The organism is Cytobacillus oceanisediminis (assembly GCF_003182355.1).
Taxonomy (GTDB): Bacteria; Bacillota; Bacilli; order Bacillales; family Cytobacillaceae; genus Cytobacillus; species Cytobacillus oceanisediminis_A.
In genome coordinates this window covers 82,685-102,568 of record NZ_QGTW01000010.1, presented here as the reverse complement: position 1 = coordinate 102,568, position 19,884 = coordinate 82,685, and the positions used below count along the sequence as shown (strand labels likewise).

The 19,884-nt window shown below is 42.1% G+C and carries 19 protein-coding genes; 1 reads left to right on the top strand and 18 read right to left on the bottom strand.

Going from position 1 to position 19,884, the window contains the following annotated elements; genetic code table 11:
* Positions 1–15: 15 nt before the first annotated feature.
* From yqfC to rpsU, 6 genes are all read right to left on the bottom strand, one after another.
* Positions 16–306, bottom strand: coding sequence for a sporulation protein YqfC (gene yqfC / locus DFO73_RS18105; RefSeq protein WP_110066119.1), 291 nt, complete (start codon positions 304–306; stop codon positions 16–18).
* 65 nt (positions 307–371) lie between these two features.
* A complete protein-coding gene (locus DFO73_RS18100; protein ID WP_110066118.1) occupies positions 372–839 on the bottom strand; it encodes a hypothetical protein in 468 nt (155 codons plus the stop codon).
* Positions 840–873: 34 nt separating this feature from the next.
* Positions 874–1,872: a flotillin-like protein FloA gene (gene floA, locus DFO73_RS18095; RefSeq protein WP_110066117.1), complete on the bottom strand. Its 999-nt coding sequence runs from the start codon at positions 1,870–1,872 to the stop codon at positions 874–876.
* Between the two features lie 20 nt (positions 1,873–1,892).
* Positions 1,893–3,224, bottom strand: a complete 1,332-nt coding sequence (locus DFO73_RS18090) for an NfeD family protein (protein ID WP_110066116.1) — start codon at positions 3,222–3,224, stop codon at positions 1,893–1,895.
* Positions 3,225–3,526: 302 nt separating this feature from the next.
* Positions 3,527–3,970 (bottom strand): GatB/YqeY domain-containing protein, encoded by a 444-nt coding sequence (locus DFO73_RS18085; protein ID WP_110066115.1) that lies wholly within the window; start codon positions 3,968–3,970, stop codon positions 3,527–3,529.
* 15 nt (positions 3,971–3,985) lie between these two features.
* Positions 3,986–4,159 (bottom strand): 30S ribosomal protein S21, encoded by a 174-nt coding sequence (gene rpsU / locus DFO73_RS18080; protein ID WP_009333009.1) that lies wholly within the window; start codon positions 4,157–4,159, stop codon positions 3,986–3,988.
* A 236-nt stretch (positions 4,160–4,395) separates the two neighbouring features.
* Between rpsU and DFO73_RS18075 the strand changes: the two genes are divergently transcribed.
* Complete coding sequence (locus tag DFO73_RS18075) at positions 4,396–5,316, top strand: Na/Pi symporter (RefSeq protein WP_110066114.1); 921 nt, start codon at positions 4,396–4,398, stop codon at positions 5,314–5,316.
* A 231-nt stretch (positions 5,317–5,547) separates the two neighbouring features.
* On the opposite strand, the gene deoC is transcribed toward DFO73_RS18075, so the two are convergent.
* The 12 genes from deoC to spoIIP form a co-directional block, all read right to left on the bottom strand.
* Complete coding sequence (gene deoC / locus DFO73_RS18070; protein WP_110066113.1) at positions 5,548–6,219, bottom strand: deoxyribose-phosphate aldolase; 672 nt, start codon at positions 6,217–6,219, stop codon at positions 5,548–5,550.
* A gap of 162 nt (positions 6,220–6,381) precedes the next feature.
* A complete protein-coding gene (gene mtaB / locus DFO73_RS18065) occupies positions 6,382–7,734 on the bottom strand; it encodes a tRNA (N(6)-L-threonylcarbamoyladenosine(37)-C(2))-methylthiotransferase MtaB (protein WP_110066112.1) in 1,353 nt (450 codons plus the stop codon).
* 6 nt (positions 7,735–7,740) lie between these two features.
* Positions 7,741–8,490: a 16S rRNA (uracil(1498)-N(3))-methyltransferase gene (locus DFO73_RS18060; RefSeq protein ID WP_110066233.1), complete on the bottom strand. Its 750-nt coding sequence runs from the start codon at positions 8,488–8,490 to the stop codon at positions 7,741–7,743.
* 311 nt (positions 8,491–8,801) lie between these two features.
* Positions 8,802–9,740, bottom strand: a complete 939-nt coding sequence (gene prmA, locus DFO73_RS18055; protein ID WP_110066232.1) for a 50S ribosomal protein L11 methyltransferase — start codon at positions 9,738–9,740, stop codon at positions 8,802–8,804.
* 20 nt (positions 9,741–9,760) lie between these two features.
* Positions 9,761–10,879, bottom strand: a complete 1,119-nt coding sequence (gene dnaJ / locus DFO73_RS18050) for a molecular chaperone DnaJ (RefSeq protein ID WP_110066111.1) — start codon at positions 10,877–10,879, stop codon at positions 9,761–9,763.
* Positions 10,880–11,211: 332 nt separating this feature from the next.
* A complete protein-coding gene (dnaK, locus tag DFO73_RS18045) occupies positions 11,212–13,038 on the bottom strand; it encodes a molecular chaperone DnaK (protein ID WP_110066110.1) in 1,827 nt (608 codons plus the stop codon).
* Positions 13,039–13,064: 26 nt separating this feature from the next.
* Positions 13,065–13,670 carry a nucleotide exchange factor GrpE gene (grpE, locus tag DFO73_RS18040; RefSeq protein WP_375137331.1) on the bottom strand — a complete coding sequence of 202 codons (606 nt, stop codon included), beginning with the start codon at positions 13,668–13,670 and terminating at the stop codon, positions 13,065–13,067.
* A 117-nt stretch (positions 13,671–13,787) separates the two neighbouring features.
* On the bottom strand, positions 13,788–14,819 hold the full coding sequence (gene hrcA, locus DFO73_RS18035; RefSeq protein WP_110066108.1) for a heat-inducible transcriptional repressor HrcA: 1,032 nt from the start codon (positions 14,817–14,819) through the stop codon (positions 13,788–13,790).
* Between the two features lie 124 nt (positions 14,820–14,943).
* Positions 14,944–16,077 (bottom strand): radical SAM family heme chaperone HemW, encoded by a 1,134-nt coding sequence (hemW, locus tag DFO73_RS18030; RefSeq protein WP_110066107.1) that lies wholly within the window; start codon positions 16,075–16,077, stop codon positions 14,944–14,946.
* Positions 16,078–16,181: 104 nt separating this feature from the next.
* A complete protein-coding gene (lepA, locus tag DFO73_RS18025; protein ID WP_110066106.1) occupies positions 16,182–18,017 on the bottom strand; it encodes a translation elongation factor 4 in 1,836 nt (611 codons plus the stop codon).
* Positions 18,018–18,288: 271 nt separating this feature from the next.
* The gene (locus DFO73_RS18020) at positions 18,289–18,633 is read right to left on the bottom strand and encodes a YqxA family protein (RefSeq protein WP_110066105.1); all 345 of its coding nucleotides are present in this window, start codon (positions 18,631–18,633) and stop codon (positions 18,289–18,291) included.
* A gap of 19 nt (positions 18,634–18,652) precedes the next feature.
* The gene (gene spoIIP / locus DFO73_RS18015) at positions 18,653–19,858 is read right to left on the bottom strand and encodes a stage II sporulation protein P (protein WP_110066104.1); all 1,206 of its coding nucleotides are present in this window, start codon (positions 19,856–19,858) and stop codon (positions 18,653–18,655) included.
* Positions 19,859–19,884 lie beyond the last annotated feature (26 nt).

The following is a 19,884-nucleotide window of genomic DNA, read 5'->3' as shown; positions in this document are numbered from 1 at the left end:
CTTCCCCCTGAATAATTAATCATTGTCTGTAATATAGGTAACTGAGTCAATTTTCCCCTCCAGCAGTATCTCTTCAGGCAAAATCGTTTTTATAACAAACGCTTTACCTTTAATTAATAACTGTCCCTGCTTCAAAAGAAGCCTTAGTTCCTTATCTGAAAAGGCAAGTAATCCCCTGTGGTTTTCAATATATATATGGATTTGTCCAATCATAGTGATGCGGGGTAAATCCATCATGACATCTTGAGGAAGCTCCATATTTTTAGTCATCCAGCTGCGGACGAAATGTCCCCATTTTTTTGCCATAAAAAAAGAACCCCCTTTCATCTCATATGTATGAAATGAACGAAGGTTCTAGCACTTATTTTTAATTACTTCCTTTGAATCGAACGATGGGGATTCTTTGCTCTGGGCGGACCCAAGATCTCAGACCATATGACTCCATCGACAAGTGCCTGCTTTTTAGGCGTAAACTGGCCTGAAGGTTGGGTGTGTGGACGTTCCACTAACTTCGCGGCCGGTTCCCTTAGTGAATTTGCTTTTCTTTCAGCAGCGCTCTTTTGGTTCTGAAGGGCCCTCATACTTTCCTCTGCCTGCTGTTTTCGCCGCCTGTATTCTTCTTCGATCCTGCTTGCTCTCTCTGCCTGCTGCCTCTTTTCCTCTTTCAGCGCTTTTTCCATTGAAGCCTCCACCGCAGGACGCTCTGCTTGCGGCTGAGGCCTCTGCTTTGGAGGTTTTTTTGGGTTTTCACGCTGTTCTCCCTTCTTTTTCTTAAAGAAGGAAGAGATAAACGCTATTAGAGCTATTAGAATAAATGGATTCTCCAATAATATTTCCAAGAGAGTTTCCTCCCTTCTCCCCTTCAGGGATCATTTAGTCGTTTTTACGGCCATCTTTGCGGTCTTCACTCATATTGCCGATTGAATCTCTCATTTCCGTGTCAGCTGAAATGTTTTGGATATTCATATAATCCATAACACCAATATTACCGGAACGAAGCGCTTCTGACATGGCCAGCGGTACCTGGGCCTCTGCTTCTACAACCTTCGCTCTCATTTCTTCTACGCGGGCTTTCATTTCCTGTTCCTGCGCTACAGCCATTGCACGTCTTTCTTCCGCTTTAGCCTGGGCAATTTTCTTATCTGCCTCTGCTTGCTCAGTCTGTAATTCTGCTCCAATGTTTTTGCCGATATCCACATCCGCAATATCAATCGAGAGAATCTCAAAGGCAGTTCCCGCATCCAATCCTTTTGAAAGAACTGTTTGAGAAATCATATCTGGATTCTCCAGAACCTTTTTATGATTGTCAGATGAACCGATTGTCGATACAATCCCTTCACCGACACGCGCCACAATCGTTTCCTCGCCGGCCCCCCCGACAAGGCGGTCAATATTTGCTCTTACTGTGATTCTTGCTTTTGCCTTCACTTCAATACCATCCATCGCTACACCGGCAATGAAAGGTGTTTCAATCACTTTAGGGTTAACGCTCATCTGAACTGCTTCCAAAACATCACGGCCTGCCAAATCAATAGCCGCGCTGCGTTCAAAGCTTAAGTCAATATTTGCACGGTGAGCCGCAATCAATGCATTCACAACGCGGTCAACATTACCGCCAGCCAGGTAATGGCTTTCAAGCTGGTTTGTGGAAACATCAAGTCCTGCTTTATGGGCTTTAATTAACGGATTGATCACTCTGCTGGGAATAACCCGGCGAAGCCTCATCCCAATTAATGTGAATATGCTGACTCTAACTCCGGCTGCCAATGCTGAAATCCACAGCATTACCGGTACAAAGGTAAATAAAACACCCAACAAAATAACTCCCAGTACAACGGCAACCAGGACAAATACTGTTCCTGCTTCTAACATGTTCCTACCTCCTGAAATTTTTATTTATCTAAATCAAGATTAGATATTTCCCTTACAACAATACGGGAACCTTCCGCTTTAACAACTTTTACGTTGGCTCCTTTGGCTATATAGCCTCCCTCGCTGACAACGTCAATTCGTTCATCCTTGAGGACTACTGTTCCTGATGGGCGGAGTGCCGTTAAAGCATACCCTTCCAGCCCAATCAGTTCGAGCCTGCTTTTATTCGAAATATAGCCTCTTTCTGTATTTGTGCTATCGGTTAAAATGATTTTTTTAAAGAATTTCATCCTTTTACCAAACACCTTTATCATTAATATAGATGCCAAAACCGAAACCGCTAGTGCAATTAGAAGAGAAATTCCCATATGGACTACATTGTCAGTCGCCAAAAACAGACTGCCCAATATTGCACCAATTCCTGCTATGCCTGCAATGCCGCCAGGGAGGAAAAACTCTGCAATAATTAAGCCAATGCCGATCACAAAGAGGATAAGTGTTTCATATCCTGCTAAACCAGCGACCATATGGCCATAGAAGAAAAGCAGCAATGCCGATAGCCCCATAAAACCTGGAATTCCAAAGCCTGGTGAATATAGCTCAAGCACCAGCCCTAAGCTTCCGATTGATAAAAGAATTGGAACCACTACCGGATGGGTAATAAAGCGGGCCAGCTTTTCTGCAAAACTTTCATCAATGGTTCTTATTTGAGCATTCTCATATCCAAGCCTTTTCAATAAATCGGCCCTTGAATCAACGGTACCTTCCGAATAGCCCACTTCCTCAGCCTGCTCAGCCGTTAAGGTGAGCAGCTTTCCTTTAGGCGCGCCAAGCTTTGGCAAATCAACTGATTCATCTGCCATAGCAAGTGCGTAAATAGGATCTCTATCAGTCTGCCTCGCCGCGCTCTGCATAGCAGCAAACCAGTATGATTCAGCTTTTTTCCCAGCCGTATTGCCCTGCTGGTCTATGATAGCAGCAGAACCCATTGTGGAGCCAGGCACCATGTAAATTTCATCTGTATTTAATGAAATATAGGCACCGGCTGATAAAGCCTGCTTATTAACAAACGAAATCGTTTTCACTTTTGTCGATGTTAAAAGTTTTCCAATCTCACCTGCTGCATCTACTGCCCCGCCAGGAGTATTTATTTCAAATATAATGGCAGAAGCATTCTCTTCCTCAGCTGTTTGGACTGCCCTGCTCAAAAAAGCGTAAAGCCCTTTTTCCACCGTTTCCTCAATAGGCGCTATATAGACAATTTCATTATCGGCTTTTCCCTGAAAAGGGACAGCCATCAGGACAAAAGCAAGCAAAAATGAAAAGATTGTTAAAAGCCTTCTTACAGTCATCTCTTTCCCCCCTTCGAAGTGAAACTTGAATATATGTATGTATCTACGGTTGAACCCTGATAAAAGTTTCATCTTTTAAAAGAAAAAATGAAACTGTATATCCTTTTTTTAGTATAACCCACTAATGGCTATAGTTAGATGTATTAGCGGCAGTTAACAATGAAATTTTTTATAAAAACCGGGCTTGTTAATTTCATGTCTGAAATTTTATGAGCCTGCCATATAACTTTGGTGCCCACCGGTTTCCAAATAAAATAAAAAAGACCGTTAGCCTAGGGCCTTCGGTCTTTTATTACATAGTTTTATGAAAGGTGTTGTTGTACAAGTTTATTTACTAGTGATCCGTCTGCTTTGCCTTTTACTTTAGGCATAATGGCAGCCATCACTTTTCCCATATCAGCCTTTGAGGATGCACCAGTTTCAGTAACCGTTTCAGCAACGATTTTAGAAACCTCTTCTTCAGAGAGCTGTTTAGGCATATATAATTCGACATACTGAAGTTCAGTACGAATTTTTTCAACAAGGTCTTCACGACCTGCTTTTTCAAATTCATGGAGGGAATCCTTGCGTTGTTTAACTTCGCGAGAAAGGACAGTTAACTCCTGTTCTTCGTTAAGCTCTTTACCGAGCTTGATGGCTTCGTTTTGAAGCGAAGCTTTAATCATACGAATGACAGTGAGTTTTTCTTTTTCTTTATTCCTCATCGCTTGTTTCATATCTTCATTTAAACGCTCGAGAAGACTCATTACATACACCCTCTCTTACCACTTACGCTTTCTAGCAGCCTCAGACTTTTTCTTACGTTTAATACTAGGTTTTTCGTAGAATTCGCGCTTTCTTGCTTCCTGCAAAGTACCAGTTTTTGATACTGAACGTTTGAAGCGACGAAGAGCATCTTCAAGCGATTCGTTTTTACGAACGACGGTTTTAGACATTCTCTTTCCCTCCCTCCGAGCACAACACACTTACATCAACAACATGGTTTATTCCATGTACCTTGCAATTATAATATAACAGCTTATCAAGGTCAACAGTAATTAGCCTGCTCTAGCGTTTGTTTTTTCTAATTGTGCTTTTTTATTACCCTAAATGAGGACAAACTAAACATTTTTTTTGCCTTAGGCATGTCCTTGCAATATGCCCCATAGTATTAGATGTAGGGGGTGAGGGCTTGACCCAGCTGTTATTATTTTTACTTCTTATTGGGATATTTATTTATGGGATGACACTTTTAAGATCAGGACTTTTCAACCTATCCGCCGATTCATTAAAAACTTGGCTGGCAGTGCTGACAAATGCTCCCTGGAAAGGCCTGCTTATCGGTACATTAATTACGGCCATTTTACAAAGCAGCTCCGCCGTAATGATCATTACTATAGGAATGGTTTCAGCAAGAATGCTCACGTTTCCGCAAACCATAGGCATTATTTTAGGAACAAATATTGGAACAACTTTTACGACAGAACTAATCACTTTTAATATAGAGTCTTATATCATCCCTATTGCTGTGGCTGGAAGTATCCTAGCCGTTATGAATAGAAAAAACCTACAGAGTGCAGGGCTCGCTTTGCTGGGCATATCTGCAGTATTTGCAGCAATGAGGGGCTTTGAATATTTGGCGGGTTCCCTAAAAAATATTGATTGGGTCAACCAAATGCTTCTTGCTCTTGATGGAAGCCATTTATATGCAGTTTTTGCCGGCATCATCATTACAGCCATTATCCAATCAAGCACTGCAACAACTGGAATTATAATGGGCTTTTTGACTGCTGGTACGATGGATTTAAATACGGCTATTGCCATTATGCTGGGATCAAATATTGGAACATGTGTTGATGCCTATTTAGCCTCCATTGGTTCAGGCAGGGAAGCCAAGCTTTCTGCCTACGCCCATATATGGCTAAATTGCATTGGGGTTGCCGCTTTTTACCCTTTTATTGATTTGCTTGCTGCGCTTGGCCAAAATGCTGCTGACCACGCTGACGTGCAGCTTGCCCATATTAGTGTAATGTTCAATGTCATATCATCTTTGCTTGTCCTTCCATTTGCCCATCAGTTTGGAAGGTTTATTATCAGGCTGCATGACCGGTAGTATTTTTCTTTGGAATGCAGGCGGGGCTCAATCGTACCTGATGCCAGTGAAAAAACAGGTGCAAGGGAACAATTGTATGTTCCTTTGCGAACTCAGTAAAAAAGCAAGAGTATAGGATCAAATTAACTATTAATTTGCCCTGTAAACAGCAGCCTTCAAACATTTAAGACAATTCATAGTGGCTGATTTGTCACCAAAACAAAAAAAATGCCGGGTATCCCGGCATTTTTTTTAGTAATCAGAATCGCTAGTCAAACCGTTGACAATAGCTGCTCCTGAGCTTGCACCAATTCTTGTGGCACCTGCTTCAATCATTTTCTGTGCATCTTCAGCGCTTCTTACTCCGCCAGATGCTTTAACGCCAATATCTGGGCCTACTGTTTTTCTCATAAGGGCGATGTCTTCAACGGTTGCTCCTCCAGTAGAGAATCCAGTAGATGTTTTTACGAAGTCAGCTCCTGCCTTAACAGAAAGTTCGCATGCTCTAACCTTTTCTTCTTCAGTAAGAAGACAAGTTTCGATAATAACTTTTGTTAATGCTTTTCCTTTAGCAGCATCGACAACCGCGCGAATATCTCTTTCAACAAGCTCATTATCTCCGCCTTTTAAAGCGCCGATGTTAATTACCATATCTACTTCTGTTGCACCATTTTCAATGGCACTTTTAGTTTCAAACGCTTTAGTTTCAGGAGTGGAAGCTCCCAATGGAAAACCGATAACTGTGCAAACCTTAACCTCAGTTCCGTTTAGCAACTCGCTTGAAAGTTTTACCCAAGTCGGATTAACACAAACGGATGCAAAGTTGTATTCCTTTGCCTCTGCACAAATTTTTTCAATTTGGTCTTTGGTTGTATCCGCTTTAAGTAATGTATGGTCGATCATTCTTGCTACGTTATTTGTCATTTTAACTACTCCTTTAAAACAAGTTGTCCGTACCTCTTACATAATACCATTGAAATCAAAAAATATCGAGCAATTTTGCAACCGTTTTCGAGAGTAGTTTTTCCCAAAATGCTTTATTCAATGAGAATTGAACAAAAAAGGAACTACCCTAAGGTAATTCCGTTAAACTGCCGCCTCTTCTTTTTCATCCAATTCATCGAGAACTTTCACGAATTGGCCTTCATTATAAGGATAACCAGCCTTTGTAATTTTTACTTTGACAATCTGGCCAATCATTTCTTCAGTGGCCGGGAAAACAACCTTCAAGTAATTGTCTGTGTATCCCACAAACAAATTGTTATCTGAGCTATCCTTGAAGCTTTCCTCAGGAATCACTTCAAGCACTTCCCCCTCATACTTGGATGCATATTCTTTTGCAAGCTGATCAGATAATGCAATCAGGCGGTGCACCCGCTCGTTTTTAATTTCTTCGTCGATCTGGTCATCCATTCTTGCAGCAGGTGTACCTGTACGCTTTGAATAAGGAAATACATGAAGCTCGGAAAATTTATGTTTCTTTATAAAATTATAGGTTTCCATAAATTCTTCTTCTGTTTCCCCAGGGAACCCAACGATAACATCTGAGGTTACCGCCAAACCAGGAAGAGCTTCCTTCAAACGGTCGAGACGCTCTGCAAAGAACTCCATCGTATATTTGCGGCGCATTCTCTTCAGGACAGTATTGGAACCCGATTGAAGAGGAATGTGGAGATGCCTGACAACCACTTTGGATTGATCCATAACTTCAATGACTTCATCTGTAATTTGGCTAGCTTCAATGGAGGAGATTCTTAGACGTTTTAACCCTGCAACCTGCTCTTCCAAATCTTTCAGAAGCATCGCAAGGTTATAATCCTTCATATCCTCCCCATAGCCTCCTGTATGGATGCCTGTCAGGACAATTTCTTTATAGCCTGCATCGACAAGCTGCTGTGCCTGGCGGATTACTTCCTGTGGATCGCGGGATCTCATTAAACCGCGGGCCCATGGAATAATACAGAAGGTACAAAAATTGTTGCAGCCCTCCTGAATTTTAAGGGAAGCACGTGTCCTGTCTGTAAAAGCTGGAACATCTAGTTCCTCATAAACACGGTTTTTCATGATATTTCCGACACCATTAATAGGCTGGCGTTCCTGTTTGTACTGCTCAATATACTCGAGCATCTTAACCCGATCCTGGGTACCTACAACGATATCCACCCCAGGAATCGCCATAATTTCAGCTGGTGATGTTTGTGCATAACAGCCTGTTACACAAATAACAGCATCAGGGTTTTTCCGGATAGCTCTTCTAATAACCTGCCGGCTTTTTTTATCTCCTGTATTTGTAACCGTACATGTATTAATAACATATACATCTGAAACAGATTCAAAATCTGTCCGTTCATAGCCAGCTTCTTTAAACAGCTGCCAAATGGCTTCTGTTTCGTAATGGTTGACTTTGCAACCAAGTGTATGAAATGCAACTGCAGGCATATTATTTCACCCCATTAATTCAAAATGATAGGAAACAGCCGAAAGCAAATAAAGCGGTGCTGTTTCTGTTCTTAAAATCCGCGGGCCAAGGCCGCAGGCAAGAAAGCCGTGCTCCTGCAGCAAGGTAACTTCCTGGTCTGCAAGCCCGCCTTCAGGCCCAAAAAATATAATCAGCGATTCACCTTTATTCATTGAAGACAAGGTTTTGGAAAGCACGGAGGCTTCCCCCTGTTTCGCTTCTTCCTCAAAGGCAATCAATTTATGGTTGTAATGTCCGCATAATTTCAGCAGTGACTTTAAGTCTAACGGTGCATGAACTTCAGGCATAATGGTCCGGTGAGACTGCTCGGCTGCTTCTTTAGCAATTTTCTGCCATCTGTCAACCTTTTTCGCAGCCTTCTTCGCATCCCATTTTACTACTGAACGAGCTGAAGTAAAAGGGATAAATCGGTGAGCACCGAGCTCTGTACCCTTTTGGATAATCCATTCCAGCTTATCCCCTTTAGGCAGTCCGCTCACTATTGTAACATCAACAGGAAGCTCTGAAGATCCTTCAATCCATTGTACAACTTCTGCAGTCACTTGTTCATCGGTAATTTCTGCAATTGTGCATAGTGCGCTCTTCTGGTGCGGACCCACACAAATAATGCAGTCGCCTTCTTTCATGCGCATTACTTTTACAATGTGATGGCGGTCTTCACCAAAAATATAAAAGCGATTTTCAATTGCCTGTTCCTCTACGAAATAACGCTGCACATTTGGCACCTTCTTTCTTAGACTGTCCGCTATTCTTCTAAAACTTTTAGCTTTGCTTACCTTCCTTGTTGATTTCCGCTCAAGAAGCTCAGTTGAACCGCGGGCGGTCCGACGCTCCTCAAGCGTGAAGCCTGGGGGCTCCCTGTGATCCGCAATCCCGCAGGACATTGGATAAGCATCCTCGAATCCGAATGCATTTTCGAGGATCCCGCGCCTTCCGCTCCAATAAACAAAGCGCCAAAATCACCAGTTAGCTTTAGCACAGCCAAAACTTTAAAAAGGGGGGTAAATCAATTCCCCCCTCCCGACTGTCACTTTCTTTTCCCTACAATAGCAACCCAGTCTTCCATTTGAATCGTTTCTTCAATTTCAAAGCCTGATGCTGCAATGGCGTCCCTGACTTCCTGTTTCTTCTGCTGGATAATTCCTGATGCAATAAAATATCCGCCTTCCTTAACGACAGATGCAACATCATCCGTAAATCGCAGGATCACTTCCGCAAGGATATTCGCTACCACCACATCTGCACCTTGCTCCACGCCATCGAGCAGGTTATTTTGGGAAACATCTACTATATGCTGAACTTTATTTAGCTTAATATTTAATCTAGCCGAATTTACTGCTACTTCATCCAAATCAAGTGCTTTTACACTTTCAGCGCCAAGCATGGCTGCAGCAATGCTCAAAACACCTGAACCGGTCCCAACATCTACTACATTATCCCCTTGTTTTACTGTTCTTTCCAAGGCTTGAATACACATGACAGTCGTTGGGTGTGTCCCCGTTCCAAAAGCCATTCCCGGATCAAGTTCAATGATAAGCTCATCACTGCTGACCGGAGTATACTCCTCCCAAGTAGGGACGATGGTAAAACGTTCTGATATTTTTACAGGGTTATAATATTTTTTCCAGGCTGTCGCCCATTCTTCTTCGTTTACTTCGCTGATGCTGACCTTATTAGCCCCTATATCAATGTTAAATAAAATCAGGTTATTAATAGCCTCTTTTATTTCATCAACAGTTTCGCCCAAAAAACTGTTTACAGGCAAATAAGCTTTTACAATAACGCCTTCTTCAGGATAATCCTGTGGATCGAGCTGGTAGATTTCGCCGAATTGGTCCTTTCTTTCTTTTACAAGTTCCAAAGGATCTTCTATAACGACTCCGCTTGCTCCGGCTTCATGCAAAATATTCGAAATCGGTTCAACAGCTTCATTTGTAGTATGAATACTGATTTCTGACCATTTCACTTCTACCAACTCCATTTCCTTTATTCACCTTTAAAGGCTCGTTTTACTTTCGAAAAAAAGCTCTCTTCCTGCTCCCCTTGAGGAACTTTCCCGCTTACTTCCGCAAATTCGCTAAGCAGCTGCCTTTGCTTTTCTGTCAGCTTTGTCGGGGTGATAATACGGATAATTATATGCTGATCTCCCGTGCCGTAACCTCTGACGTTTGGAACACCTTTCCCTTTTAAGCGGAATTTTGTTCCCGTTTGTGTACCCGCAGGAACCTTTAGCTTTACTTTCCCATGAAGGGTTGGCACTTCGATTTCATCACCAAGTGCAGCTTGCACAAAAGTAATAGGCATTTCACAATATACATCATCGCCATCCCGCTCAAAGAACTCATGAGAACGAACATGGAACACTACATAAAGATCTCCAGGAGGGCCGCCATTCACCCCCGGTTCACCTTGTCCAGCTACACGAAGCTGCTGGCCATCATCTATCCCGGCAGGAATCTTGACGTGGATTTTCCTTCGCTTTTGCACCTTGCCGGAGCCCCCGCATGTAGAGCACTTCTCCTTAATTTCTTTGCCAGTACCACTACAATAGTGGCAAACTCTTCTGTTTACAATCTTGCCAAATGGCGTATTTTGTTCAACGTTCAGCTGGCCAGATCCATGGCAGTGGCGGCATGTTTCCGGCTTGGTGCCAGGCTTCGCCCCTGATCCGTTACAAGTTTCACATGTTTCCTCACGAGGAATTTCAATATCTGTCTCTTTTCCAAAGACAGCTTCCTCAAAAGATAGGGACATTGTGTATTGCAAATCTGCCCCTTGCCTTGGCGCATTAGGGTCGCGACGGCGAGAGCCTCCACCGAAGAATGTGCTGAAGATGTCCTCGAAACCGCCAAAGCCTTCAAAACCGCCTCCGCCAAAGCCCTGATTCGGATCTGTATGTCCGAATTGATCGTAATGAGCTCTTTTCTGTTCATCGCTAAGCACTTCATACGCTTCTTTTACTTCCTTGAACTTCTCGTCAGCATCAGGCTCTTTATTAATATCAGGATGATATTTTTTTGAAAGCTTTCGATAAGCTTTCTTTATTTCATCCTTGGATGCACCTTTGCTAATTCCAAGAACTTCATAGTAATCCCTTTTACTCATGATTACCACTCCCCGATTCATTTCACATAAAGGTTATTGTATCATTCTCTAAATATATTCTGCAACCGACATTCACTTGGAAAGTGAATAGATTTGCCGCTTCCCCAAAGATAGGATTCACATCCGCTCATCGGGCAAGGGGCAAAAAAGCACCTCCATGAATTCTTCTTCCGATTGCCTTAATAGCCATATGCTCTTTAAAAACAAGTTTCCTTAAACAGAATAAAAGCCAAAGCCAAGAAATACCTGACTTTGACTTTTAATTGGAAAATCTCAGGCGCCCAGCTCAGGAGTGACACCCTCAAGCTCCTAGGCGCTGGAGCTGTTCAATATTATTTATCGTCTTTAACTTCTTCAAATTCTGCGTCAACTACATTATCGCCATTATTTTCGCCAGTGCCTTCCGCACCTTGGCCAGCTTGTGCTTGCTGAGCCTGTTCATAAAGCTTCATTGTTAATGCTTGGACAACCTCCTGCAATGCATCTTTCTTCGCGCGGATTTCATCCAAATCATTCTTTTCAATTGCAGCTTTTAAAGCATCTTTAGCTTCGTTAGCTTTAGTTACCTCAGCTTCGTCCACTTTACCTTCAAGATCCTTTAGAGTCTTTTCAGTAGTGAATACCAGCTGGTCTGCTTCATTGCGAAGCTCAACCTCTTCTTTGCGCTTCTTATCAGCTTCTGCATTTTCTTCTGCTTCTCTTACCATTTTATCGATTTCTTCATCCGATAATCCTGTGGATGATTTAATCGTAATCGCCTGTTCTTTATTTGTGCCCAAGTCTTTTGCACGCACGTTAACAATTCCATTTTTATCAATATCAAAAGATACCTCAATTTGCGGTACACCGCGTGGAGCTGGAGGGATATCTCCAAGCTGGAAGCGGCCTAACGTTTTGTTATCAGCAGCCATCGGACGTTCCCCTTGAAGAACATGGATGTCTACAGCGGACTGGTTATCTGCAGCAGTAGAGAATACTTGTGATTTTGATGTTGGGATTGTTGTATTGCGCTCAATTAGCTTTGTGAATACTCCGCCCATTGTTTCAATACCAAGAGACAGTGGAGTAACATCTAATAGTACAACGTCCTTAACATCTCCAGTGATAACACCGCCCTGGATTGCTGCACCCATTGCAACAACTTCATCAGGGTTAACGCCTTTATGCGGCTCCTTGCCTGTCTCTTTCTTAATTGCTTCCTGTACAGCCGGGATACGTGTTGATCCACCAACAAGAATAACTTTGTCGATATCTGAAGGAGTCAATCCAGCATCTTTTAGCGCCTGGCGGGTAGGTCCCATTGTGCGTTCTACAAGATCTGCAGAAAGCTCTTCAAATTTTGCTCTAGAAAGCGTTACTTCAAGGTGTAAAGGACCAGCTTCCCCCGCAGTGATAAACGGAAGGGAAATTTGGGTTGAAGTTACACCGGAAAGATCCTTTTTCGCTTTTTCAGCTGCATCTTTTAAACGCTGAAGCGCCATTTTATCTTTTGAAAGATCGATGCCATTTTCTTTCTTGAACTGTTCTACAAGGTAATCAATAATAACCTGGTCGAAGTCATCTCCGCCAAGGCGGTTATCGCCGGCAGTTGATTTTACTTCAAACACGCCATCGCCAAGTTCAAGAATGGATACGTCAAATGTACCGCCTCCAAGGTCATAAACAAGAATCGTCTGGTCCTCATCCATTTTATCAAGGCCATATGCCAAAGCTGCAGCAGTAGGCTCGTTGATAATACGTTCTACTTCAAGGCCTGCGATTTTGCCTGCATCCTTTGTAGCCTGACGCTCAGCATCATTAAAGTATGCAGGAACAGTGATTACGGCTTTTGTAACTTTTTCGCCAAGATAGTCTTCAGCATAAGATTTTAAATATTGAAGAATAATAGCAGATACCTCTTGAGGTGAATATTCTTTTCCTTCAATTTCAGTTTTAAAATCTGTTCCCATATGACGCTTAATGGAAATTATTGTGTTCGGGTTTGTAATGGATTGGCGTTTTGCCACCTCACCGACCTGGCGTTCACCGTTTTTAAACGCAACAACAGAAGGTGTTGTACGGTTGCCCTCCGGATTTGGAATTACTTTTGGTTCGCCGCCCTCGAGTACAGCGACACATGAGTTTGTTGTACCTAAATCTATCCCGATAATTTTGCTCATGTTCTTTTACCTCCCCAAATATGTAGTTATTGATTTACTTTAACCATTGCTGGTCGAATGACTCTATCCTTTAGCTTGTAGCCTTTTTGGAACTCTTCGACTACAATATTGGAACCAAAATTCTCATCCTCTACCTGCATGACAGCCTGGTGCAAATGCGGATCGAATTCCTTCCCAACTGCTTCGATTTGTTCTGCACCTTCTTTTTTAATAGCCTCCAGGACGCTTCGGTAAACCATTTCCATTCCTTGGAGGATGGATTTTGCCTGTTCATTTTCAGCTTCCATCTGAAGAGCTCTCTCAAAGTTGTCAACTGCAGGCAACAGATCAGAGATTAAGCTTTGTGCTCTATATTTTTCAGACGCTTCAAGGTCAAGCCTTGCACGGCGTCGGGAATTTTCAAAATCAGCCTGAAGGCGGTAAATCCGATTTTCTGCTTCCTCCAGCTTGCCTTCGAGTTCAGTAATTCTTTCCTTAGCTGCAATAAGCTCAGCATCCGTATTTTCCTGGCTAGCATCTGCTTCTTCAGCCTCTGCAAACACTTTCTCAACAGGAGCCTCATTTTCAGTTCCTTCAGGATTGTTCGTTTGTTCATTTAAATTTTGATTTAGCGTTTCTTTCTCTTCTGCCAACTTGTTCACCTCCCTTAAAGAATGGATGTTCCAGTGCATCACGGCACCGCACTATATAAAAAAACACAGGGAAAGGGATGGAAAAGGCCATTCCACCCTTAATCAATATTTCCACCGTCAGCCGTTTTGATACAGCTTCGATAAAACAGCAGATAAGTCTGCGCTGATGTAATCCAACAAACTTATCACTCTTGAATACTCCATCCTGGTAGGTCCGAGAATGGCAATGGTACCTAGCTGCTCGGTACCGATCGAGTAGCTCGCTGTAATCAGACTGCAGTTTTCCATTGCAGAATTGTTATTTTCCCGGCCAATTTTTATATTGATCCCGGCCTTATTTTTACGGATTAAATCATATATGCCTTTTTCCTGCTCAATCATATTCATGAGATTTTTAATTTTTTCAATATCATGAAATTCCGGCTGGCTAAGCATATTGGTTTTTCCGCCAAAAAATAATTTTTCATACGCTGGAATCTTAATGGTATCAGCAATCGAGTTCAGCATAAAGTCATAATTATTGATATGCTGCCGCAAAAGTACGGCCACTTCTTTGTATAGCTTATTGTTCAGGCTCTCGATCGGTGCTCCTGCCAATCGGTCATTTAGGATGTTGACTATCTTTTCCAAATCGCCGGCATCAATGTTTTCCGGCAAGTGGAACATCCTGTTTTCCACATGGCCTGTGTCGGTAATAATAATAGCTATTGCTGTTTCTTTATTCAAAGGAACAATCTGAATTCTTTTCAGCTTGTTGTCCCTTACTGCAGGCCCAAGGACGATGGATGTATAGTTCGTCAGCTCAGACAGAATTTTGGCAGATCTTTGAACAATTTTCTCCAGCTCATAAATTCTTTCAGCAAAGATTGACTTTACTTTATAGATGTCATGCTGATTTAATTTTTGCGGGGATAAAAGGTGGTCCACATAGTAGCGGTACCCTTTCTCAGAAGGAATCCTCCCCGATGAGGTGTGTGTTTTTTCTATAAACCCAAGTTCCTCCAAATCAGCCATCTCATTTCTGATCGTTGCGGAACTAAAAGAAATCTCTTCCTTTTTCGACAAGGTTCTCGATCCGACAGGCTGTGCAGTTTGAATAAAATCATCAACAATCACTTGAAAAATTAATAATTGACGATCTGTTAACACAGTTATCACCTCTGTTAGCACTCTTTGTTCGTGAGTGCTAATTCTACTAATAAATTAACAAATCAAGCGTGCAGTGTCAATAATTTGGCATCCATTTTTAAAACATGCAGGCCGATCTGGCCAATTATCCTATAAAGGACTGGAACACTTCATTTCCAAGGAATCGCCCTTGCCTTGTCAGCTTTATTCGACCCTCACAAACAGCAATTAATTCTTTGGCAGTCAGCTGCGCAATTTGATCTTCAAACAAATTTAAAGGATCTCTGCCAAATTTCTCTTTAAAACGACTAATGGAGACACCATCCGTTTTTCTCAGCCCAAGGAACATCTCCTCTTCCATTTGTTCCTCCAGCGTAACTTTATGTTCCTCAAGCACGGGAAGCTGTCCATTTGTTATCGGCTCCATATATTTCTTGAGCGGTCCGTGGTTGGACCTGCGCATTCCATTTACATAACCATGGGCACCTGCGCCAAATCCGAAATACCATTCATTATCCCAATAAGTAATATTGTGCCGGCTTTCATGGCCAGGTTTTGCAAAATTGCTGATTTCATATTGTTTAAAGCCATGTTTGTCCATTTGCTCCATTAACAAAGCATACATTTCAGCTTCCACATCTTCTCCGGGAGTTGGCAGTTTACCTTTTCGCATTAGATTATAAAAAACAGTCTTAGGTTCAATAATCAGTGAGTAGCCCGAATAATGGACAATATCCAAAGTGAAGGATGTTTCGAGTGTTTCTTTAAAATCCTTTAGAGTCTGGCCGGGAAGGCTATAGATAAGATCAATGCTAATGTTTTTAAAACCTATTTTCTTCGCTGCTTCAACAGAGTGGAAAACATCTTTGGCTCTGTGGACCCTTCCGATTCTTTTTAAAAGCTCATCATTGAAAGTCTGTACGCCAAAGCTGAGCCTGTTGACTCCCGCGTCATACAATAATTGAAGTTTTTCCTCAGTAAGGTCCCCAGGGTTTGCTTCAAAGGTGTATTCTGTCGAGCTGTCATAAGGAAGCTGCTTTTTAATAATGGCGCAAAGCTTTTCAAGCTGCTGCTCATTTAACGCTGTTGGCGTGCCGCCTCCAACAAAAATGGAATCCAAATGCCTTGTTGGCGTTTCAAGCAGGGCGATTTCCATTTCTTTCTCCAGAGAGCCAAGGTAATCTCCAACCGGCTGACCCTTAAGAAAAACTTTATTAAAATCGCAATAGTGGCATATGTGCTCACAAAATGGGATGTGTATATAAGCTGCTTTAATCATATATTTTTCACTACCTTTATCAATAAGCCTGTTCATATAAAAAAGAGGCTAGTGCTGCTATTATTATGACAGCATATCTAACCTCTTTAAACAAAGCAAATATATTACTTTTTAGAGTTATTGTCGTCCATTTTCAGAACAGCCATGAAAGCTTCTTGCGGAACTTCAACAGAACCAACCTGCTTCATCCGCTTTTTACCTTCTTTCTGCTTCTCCAAAAGCTTTCGCTTACGGGAAATGTCTCCGCCGTAACACTTTGCCAATACATTTTTGCGGATCGCTTTAATTGTTGAGCGGGCAACGATTTTTTGCCCGATTGCCGCTTGGATTGGCACCTCGAATTGCTGTCGGGGAATAAGTTCCTTGAGCTTTTCGACGATAACCTTTCCTCTTTCATAAGCAAAGTCTCTATGGACAATAAAGCTTAATGCGTCAACTTTTTCAGCATTTAATAGAATATCCATCTTAACAAGCTTGGAAGGCTTATAGCCGATTAGTTCATAATCAAAAGAAGCGTATCCTTTTGTATTGGATTTAAGCTGGTCAAAGAAATCATATACAATTTCAGATAAAGGAATTTCGTAAATAATATTAACCCTTGTTTCATCCATGTACTGCATATCAATGAATATGCCGCGTTTCTCCTGGCAAAGTTCCATAATTGCACCAACATAGTCATTCGGTGCCATCATTGTGGCTTTTACATATGGCTCTTCCACACGATCGATTTTTTGCGGGTCAGGCATATTGGATGGATTATCTACTTTAATTTCGGTGCCGTCTGTCATGATGACATCATAGATAACACTTGGCGCCGTTGTAATTAAGTCAATCTTGAATTCACGCTCAATTCGCTCCTGGATGATTTCCATGTGAAGCAATCCAAGGAATCCGCAGCGGAATCCAAAGCCCAGCGCCTGGGAAGTTTCCGGTTCAAACTGAAGTGCAGAGTCATTAAGCTCAAGCTTTTCAAGAGCTTCCCGCAAATCATTAAATTTGGCGCTGTCAATTGGATATAAACCGCAATAAACCATTGGGTTTAACTTTCGGTAACCAGGAAGAGCTTCGGTTGCACCGTTTTTAGCACTTGTAATGGTGTCACCGACACGGGTATCGCCTACATTTTTAATGGCTGCTGTTAAAAAACCTACGTCTCCAACAGATAATTCAGGCAGTGGAGTAGATTTAGGTGTAAATACACCAACCTCTGTTACTTCAAATTCTTTGCCTGTCGCCATCATTTTTATTTTATCCCCAACTTTTACCGTTCCTTCCACTACACGGATATAAGCAACAACTCCGCGGTAAGCATCATAAAGGGAATCAAAGATTAGCGCCTTTAAAGGAGCGTCTGGATCGCCAACAGGTGCAGGCACCTTTTCAACGACCTGTTCGAGGATTTCCTCAATGCCGATTCCGGCCTTTGCTGAGGCAAGTACAGCTTCAGAAGCATCAAGGCCGATTACCTCTTCGATTTCATTGCGAACACGCTCAGGGTCTGCACTTGGAAGGTCAATCTTGTTGATGATCGGAAGGATTTCCAAATCGTTATCCAAAGCTAAATAAACATTTGCAAGGGTTTGCGCTTCAATCCCCTGGGCTGCATCCACCACAAGGATTGCCCCTTCACAGGCTGCCAAACTGCGGGATACTTCATAAGTAAAATCGACGTGTCCCGGAGTATCAATTAAATGGAAAGTATAAATTTCTCCATCTTTGGCCTTATATTTCAACTGGACTGAGTTTAATTTGATGGTAATGCCGCGCTCTCTTTCAAGGTCCATAGAATCAAGGAGCTGATCCTTCATTTCACGGGCTGTAAGCGCATTGGTTTTTTCAAGGATCCTGTCAGCCAAAGTCGATTTCCCATGGTCAATATGGGCGATTATCGAAAAATTCCTTATTTTCTCTTGCCTTTTTAGTCTCTCTTCTCTGTTCATGGTTTACAATTCAACTCCTACTATAAGAAAAGCGCAAGACGCCTTTTAAAGGGCGCCTGGAGCCAAGTGTTAATCTATTTTCAGTTAGTCCTATTAGTTTATACACTATTTTTGATTATAGCAGTACGTTTATGAAGATTCAATGCTAAGCTGTTTTGCCTTCTAAGTGAGGTCTTTTTTAAACTTTCCTGTTGATTTCTCCTCTAAACAACAGAGCCCCATTATCAATATTAACCTAGTGCAAAAAAATAAGGCTGCCCCCTGAGCAGCCCTATTCTCCGGTTAATAATTCTGTAATGAAAGCGATCGATTTTTCTGTTAATCCTGACAGGCCTTCGGAGATACTTTTTCCCAAAGACGAAAAGAAGTTATAAGCTTTCATTTCTTCAAGCCTTTGTTTCTTCTGTTGAAGATCATGGCTGGATACATCATTCCCCAGTACTGAAGCCTGAAGTTCACCTTCCTCACTTTCGCTTAAGGTGAGCGCACTTTTGAAATCATTATCAGAATAGCCCTTCATTCTTTGTATTCCTTCATTCGCCTGCTGCATCCCAAACAAGACAGATACAAACATAATGGCAGCCAGAAAAGTCGCTTTTAACATAAACATCTTCATTACAAATCACACCTAAACATTATTTCTTTTCCGATTCCCCGCCTATGGTTGAATTTACTTCCTCAGCCTGCCAATAATATTCACTGAAGATTTCCGCCAGGGCTTCCGCTGAACGATCCAATTCCTCAAATGTATTATCGACCCCTCCAAATTCTATCAGGATGGCATTTTCAGAAAGGTCCTGATTAAATTTCCCATTCGTCCTTTCTCCCTGCAGCTGGATAATCCCTCTGCTCAAGCCCTTGTATTTGTCCTCGAGTCTTTTATGCAATTCATTGGCAAACTTTAAATTCTTCTCGTAGTTTTGATGCTCTGCCCCTATCACAAATGCAAGTTTCGCATATGTCTTTCCATTAATTTCTTTTGTTGTATCCTCTTTTCTTCGCGAGTCCCTGTGAATATCAATGAAATATGTTAAATCCCGGTCAGTGGAAGCTGCTGCCTGAACAACCTCCCGTGAAGCCTCATAGGACTGTGCATAACTCCATCCTTTTTTATTTAAAGCACCTTGGATATCCGTTTTATCAACTGTTGTTCCGATGCCTCTGCTCTCCAATTCCGCTTTAAGTTTGTCCCCTATTTTTGTCACATTGATTTGAGAATGACTGGCAGCATTCGGGTCGTTCACACCTTTTAGATATGGAAGAAACGATTCCCGATTATGGCTGAAATAAACATAAACTGCCTTTTTATCACCGGTAGTCATAGGAGGTGTTCCAGACTGGCTATTTTCTTCATTTGAATCCAGGCCTTCAGTGTTTTGCAGTGCTGCTTCTTGCTCAGCTTTTAATACTTCCAAAGGCGGCGAAGACTCTATCGGCATGTTGGTATAATCTGTTCCTTCACCGGCAACTAGAATTTTGCTGTCATAAAGTGAGAAGAAAGGCAGTTCCCTCCCTAATAAGCTTCTCGGATCATCAAGATTTACATTTGTTGATAGCTTAAAAACCACATTTGCAAATCTGGGAGGGAAACTATCTTCCGGCATCGCCTCAAGAAAGGCGTGATTTTCCCAGCCAAGGAAATGGTATAGCATTTCTCCTGTTAGATTCGTCGCTGCTGTATTAACGGATGAAGAACTGATTCTATATTCTGGCTTTAAAGATGTCAGAGCTCCGCTTATTGAAAATATCATAAACAGAAAGAGCAAAAATCCGCCTATGGCTTTTAACAGGCTTGTCCCTTGAATTGTTACAACGAGTCCATTGGTCTTCAAAGGTTTCATTGTTCCACCTCTCTTTGCAAGTCTAG

What these genes read in the sequence shown, in the direction of transcription:
- spoIIP (WP_110066104.1), bottom strand. Translation starts at nt 19,858, where the DNA reads ATGAAACCTTTGAAGACCAATGGACTCGTTGTAACAATTCAAGGGACA.
- lepA (WP_110066106.1), bottom strand. Translation starts at nt 18,017, where the DNA reads ATGAACAGAGAAGAGAGACTAAAAAGGCAAGAGAAAATAAGGAATTTT.
- dnaK (WP_110066110.1), bottom strand. Translation starts at nt 13,038, where the DNA reads ATGAGCAAAATTATCGGGATAGATTTAGGTACAACAAACTCATGTGTC.
- rpsU (WP_009333009.1), bottom strand. Translation starts at nt 4,159, where the DNA reads ATGTCTAAAACCGTCGTTCGTAAAAACGAATCGCTTGAAGATGCTCTT.
- mtaB (WP_110066112.1), bottom strand. Translation starts at nt 7,734, where the DNA reads ATGCCTGCAGTTGCATTTCATACACTTGGTTGCAAAGTCAACCATTAC.
- yqfC (WP_110066119.1), bottom strand. Translation starts at nt 306, where the DNA reads ATGGCAAAAAAATGGGGACATTTCGTCCGCAGCTGGATGACTAAAAAT.
- DFO73_RS18090 (WP_110066116.1), bottom strand. Translation starts at nt 3,224, where the DNA reads ATGACTGTAAGAAGGCTTTTAACAATCTTTTCATTTTTGCTTGCTTTT.
- DFO73_RS18085 (WP_110066115.1), bottom strand. Translation starts at nt 3,970, where the DNA reads ATGAGTCTTCTCGAGCGTTTAAATGAAGATATGAAACAAGCGATGAGG.
- floA (WP_110066117.1), bottom strand. Translation starts at nt 1,872, where the DNA reads ATGTTAGAAGCAGGAACAGTATTTGTCCTGGTTGCCGTTGTACTGGGA.
- deoC (WP_110066113.1), bottom strand. Translation starts at nt 6,219, where the DNA reads ATGACAAATAACGTAGCAAGAATGATCGACCATACATTACTTAAAGCG.
- dnaJ (WP_110066111.1), bottom strand. Translation starts at nt 10,879, where the DNA reads ATGAGTAAAAGGGATTACTATGAAGTTCTTGGAATTAGCAAAGGTGCA.
- hemW (WP_110066107.1), bottom strand. Translation starts at nt 16,077, where the DNA reads ATGATTAAAGCAGCTTATATACACATCCCATTTTGTGAGCACATATGC.
- DFO73_RS18020 (WP_110066105.1), bottom strand. Translation starts at nt 18,633, where the DNA reads ATGAAGATGTTTATGTTAAAAGCGACTTTTCTGGCTGCCATTATGTTT.